Origin of the sequence: Candidatus Phytoplasma sp. AldY-WA1 (genome assembly GCF_020312115.2) — a bacterium.
In the GTDB taxonomy this organism is placed as follows: Bacteria; Bacillota_I; Bacilli_A; order Acholeplasmatales; family Acholeplasmataceae; genus Phytoplasma; species Phytoplasma vitis.
Genome location: NZ_JAHRHX020000048.1, coordinates 1 through 4,437, shown reverse-complemented (window position 1 = coordinate 4,437; position 4,437 = coordinate 1). Strand labels below are relative to the sequence as shown.

General features: G+C 21.9%; 6 protein-coding genes. All 6 read left to right on the top strand.

The genetic code is table 11. The annotated features are described in order from the left end of the window. The first annotated feature begins 515 nt into the window (after window positions 1–515). The 6 genes from KTO59_RS03500 to KTO59_RS03475 all read left to right on the top strand — a co-directional run bounded on the left by KTO59_RS03500 (window position 516) and on the right by KTO59_RS03475 (window position 4,380). Window positions 516–1,046 carry a hypothetical protein gene (locus KTO59_RS03500; protein ID WP_284928656.1) on the top strand — a complete coding sequence of 177 codons (531 nt, stop codon included), beginning with the start codon at window positions 516–518 and terminating at the stop codon, window positions 1,044–1,046. Window positions 1,047–1,620: 574 nt separating this feature from the next. Next, a complete protein-coding gene (locus KTO59_RS03495; protein ID WP_284928654.1) occupies window positions 1,621–1,827 on the top strand; it encodes a hypothetical protein in 207 nt (68 codons plus the stop codon). A gap of 409 nt (window positions 1,828–2,236) precedes the next feature. After that, window positions 2,237–2,536 (top strand): HU family DNA-binding protein, encoded by a 300-nt coding sequence (locus KTO59_RS03490; protein ID WP_284928653.1) that lies wholly within the window; start codon window positions 2,237–2,239, stop codon window positions 2,534–2,536. Window positions 2,537–2,641: 105 nt separating this feature from the next. Further along, window positions 2,642–2,869, top strand: coding sequence for a hypothetical protein (locus tag KTO59_RS03485; RefSeq protein WP_284928652.1), 228 nt, complete (start codon window positions 2,642–2,644; stop codon window positions 2,867–2,869). Between the two features lie 557 nt (window positions 2,870–3,426). Beyond that, on the top strand, window positions 3,427–4,014 hold the full coding sequence (locus KTO59_RS03480) for a hypothetical protein (RefSeq protein ID WP_284928651.1): 588 nt from the start codon (window positions 3,427–3,429) through the stop codon (window positions 4,012–4,014). A gap of 153 nt (window positions 4,015–4,167) precedes the next feature. Continuing rightward, window positions 4,168–4,380 (top strand): hypothetical protein, encoded by a 213-nt coding sequence (locus KTO59_RS03475; RefSeq protein ID WP_284928650.1) that lies wholly within the window; start codon window positions 4,168–4,170, stop codon window positions 4,378–4,380. Window positions 4,381–4,437 lie beyond the last annotated feature (57 nt).

Here is a 4,437-nt window from a genome sequence, read left to right as displayed (position 1 = left end):
GTGCTGTTATAATTTTTTGTAAATAAATTCATTTTTAATACCGAAAAGACTAGTTAAAAATAACTAGTCTTTTTTTGTTTTTAGTAAAACGAGGTTTTAAAAATGAATGATTTTAAAGAAATTGAATCATGTTATTTTGATTTATTTTTTAATCTTTTTAAAAAACTTGATATTTTTTTATTAGAAAATAAAGAAATAAATAATGAAAAATAAAAGAAGAAATTGATAAATTAATTAAGTTTAAATTTCCATTTCCATTAGAAAAAGGAGATTTATTATTAATAACTTATAAACTCTTAGTAAAAAATAATAAAAAGATTCGATTAAAAATTAAAAATCTTAGAAAACAGGATTCTATTAATAGTTTTATAGTTAAATTAATTCAAAATTATTTTTATGATTTATTAAGAAATCGAAATCGTCATGAAATAGGATTTGTTGATGTCAAAAACTCAATTCTTACAAAAACAAATCAAGAAGTCGAATTATCAAATTTTGATGTATTAGACAATCTAATGATACGTAACAATAATAAAACTAAATTTAGTGATGCGTATTATCACCAAGAATGTGAAATAGATTTATTAAATAACATTGTTAATCGTGAATTAACAAAAAAACAATTAAAAATTTTTCAAACAATTTATCAATTACAAGATAATTTTAAAGAAATAAAACAATTTAATCCTTTATCAAATGAAGAAGTTGCCGAAAAATTAAATAAAACAGCAACTTTTATTGGAACAGAAAAAGAAAGAATTCACAAAAAAATAAAATTCGCTAAAAAAAGACGTCGATTATTTGATTTATTAACTATTGCCGATATAATAAATAAAAACTTTTTAAAAACATTAAAATGTTATCAACTTGAAGAACATCAACCACAAAAAACATATTATTCAGACGAAGAAAATATTCTTTATTATAGTAAATTTGATAAAAAATTAATTTTCCAATTAATTGAAAATAAAAATAATCAATACAAATTAAATACATTATATTTTGATGAAATCAACTACATCGAAAAAGAAAAAAGAATGAAATAAAAATCAACCATATTAAAATTATCCATAACAATCCATATCATTAATTAACTCGTCCTGAACACGACGATATAAACTGTTTAAATAATTTTAAATAAAAATACATATTTTGTTTTTTTGAATTTTAAAATATAATTTGGTAAAAAAAAGACCTAGATAGTCTATAAAAAAATAAAGTTATTATTTGGATTGTTATAAGCATATTTATCTCCTTCTTTTAAATAAATAACTATCTAGGTCTTTTTTTGTGATAATTATTAAATCAAAAAACCACGACCTAGTTACACGTCTTTAAATTGTATAACAAAATTATGTTTTGTAAATAGTTATAAATTCTTATGAATGTTAAAAAGAATGTTAATTATAAAAAAGACTTAGAGGCTATCTAGGTCTTTTATTTTTATAACAATTATTATATCTAATATTAAAAAAAATAATTAATAATAGAAATTTTCAAAATAACAGTAAAACAAGATTCTAAATAATGAAATAATATAATCTTCGTTACTACATTTTAAAATTTTTATTTATTAATCATTTTTTAAATATATAAAAAAAAGAAAAGGAACATTAAAATATGTTAAACTCAGTAAATTTACAAGGCAGAATATGCCAAGAATTAAAATTAAAACACATTGATTATCAAGGAAAATCATTTGCAACATTATCATTTGAACTGGCAGTACATACTGGTAAAAAATATAAAGATAACAAAAATGAATGTTATTTTATTCGTTGTCAAAAATCTGGATTAACAGCTCAAAATCTAGCTAAATATCAATAAAAAGGAAGTCAAATCATAGTAAATGGTTCATTAGTTCGTCAATCGTGGAAAAAAGATAATAACTTTTGCGAAAAATATTTTGTCAAAGTTAGTAATGTTTATTTTTGTGATTCAAAAAAAGACACAACTAAACCAATTTACGAATTAAAAATAAACGAATCATTACCATTTTAAGATAAAATCATGAAAACAAAAAATTATAAAAAGAAAAACGATTTACATAAAATTAATGAATTTCTTAATCAAAAAATAGAAAAATTGAAAAATTCTAAAACTTAATTTTCTTATTTAACGAAAAAACGATCAACAATGGCCCACACAATTAGAAAAAATCCTAAACGTAGCGACATTAAAATCATTTTAAAACAAAAAATCAATAATTACTAAATCAAGAAAGGAATAGAATACAATGACGAAACAAGAATTAATTAAAAAAATTGCCAACAAAGTAAATCAATTACTTGATTTTACAACTGAATTTTATCAAATTATCGAAGATACATTAATTGAATCTATCAAAAACAATAATGAAGCCGTTTTATCGTCAAAAATAGGCAAATTTGTCCTAGCACCACAATCAGAACGCATAATAAAAAGAGTTACAGATCAAAAAGAAATTACAATTCCAGTAAGAACAGCTGTAATATTCAAAATTTCTAAAACAATCAAAGACAAAGTTAAAGACATTGACTTAAATAAAATAAAATGACATCTAATAATCATCCGCATTAAAAACACAGTTGCTTTTAAAGCGACTGTTTTTATTTTGCGAAAAATAAAAAAAATATAAAAACAAAAAAAGGAAATTAAAATTATGAAAAAAACAAACAAAAAACAAAAAGAACTAATCATCAAAGATGACGGAGTATTATCCAGTAATTCTTATGTCTTTGGTGATGACTTTGAATTAAATAGCGATATATACGGAATGTATGCTATTTTAGAAGAATTATGTTCTCATTTTGATCGTCTTTATTATGATGTGAACTTAAACGGAATTGAAATTATAACTAAAAATTCTGAATTAAACAAAAGAAATTGAAGATAAATTAGCTATAATTCGTGATAAACATGTGGACATTGCTAATCTTATTTACAAAGCTAGAAATTTAGTTAACGATAATGACGATTTAATCAGAGAATTTGATACAACATACTCAGACAACATCGAAGAATAATCAACACAAACTTTAATGACTGTTTTTTTCAAAAAAACAGTCATTAATTCTCACCACAAAAAAAACAATTTAACACTTGGGAAACTTTCAATCAACGAACTTGACAAAAACGAAAAATAAACAAACACATTATGCTTTTGATGAGTAAAACTATTCGTTCACGAATATAACAAAATGAAAATTAATTAAATTAACATTCTACGAAAACGACAGCCAACAATGAAATTTTATTGAAAGAATTAATACAACCCCGACGGCACACAATAAAAAAATAACATTAAAAGACTCACTTAAGTGAGTCTTTTTATTTAATTCCAACAAACAAACAAAAAAAAAAAAAAAAAGAGAGAATGTAAAGGAAATTAAAAAAATAATCAAAATTATATAAAAATAAAAATTAAAACAAAAAAGGGACAAAAAAATGACAAACCAAATTAAAAAAAATGAAACAATTATTAAAAACTTTAAAGAATTAGATAAATTATTATCTCTTTTTAAAGATAATAAAATACTTACAAGTGAATTAAATGTTGTAGCTAATTTAACAAAATTGGATAATTTTTTATATCAAATTTATAACAAAATTTATAACAAAAATTTTCAAATTGAAATTACAAATGAAAATTTAAAAAAAGAAATTTTAGGGATAACTGTTGAAACAATATTAGAAGAACTTAATTCAATCGTTGATTTAATAAATGAATTTTTTATTAAAGCTTGCGGAAACAAAGATTATTTAGTAACACATTTTGAAGAAAATTTCAATTTTAGTGACAAAATAAGCACACTTGATAATATATCAAAATTAGGCGATTTTTTAGAAGAATTTTATAATGATTCGGAACTATTTTTAAATGAAAATGATGACGAACAAGAAACATTAGACAACATAGAATATATACGTGGTGATATTGAAATAATGTATAAAAGAATTCGCAGTATTCACATTTTAATGTTAAAAGTTATAACTTTAATTAACGAATTACGTAATTTACAAGACCAAAAATAAAACCACCCTATTCAAACAGCTGATTTTTCAAAAAATCAGCTGTTCCAATTTCCACCCAACCACACAAAACAAAAAACTAACGCTCAGGAAATTAAAAAAATAATCAAAATTATATAAATCAAAAAAACAACAAAAAGAAAGGAACAAAACGAAATGACATGCACGGCAACTGTCGGAACTATAATAGTTTCAATTTTAGGTGGATTAATAATCTTTGTTGTAGGATATACAATAGATTGTAAACATGGATTTAACGACGCAGAAGATACAAAAGAAACAAAAGACACAAAAGTCCGAAATGAAGACAAAAATGAAAATAAAAATGAAGATAAAAACGAAGACAAAACCAACAACAAACAACGTTAAGCAATTAACAAAAAAATAAAAATTAAAAAAAGGAATAAAATTATGAAAAAATTAAAC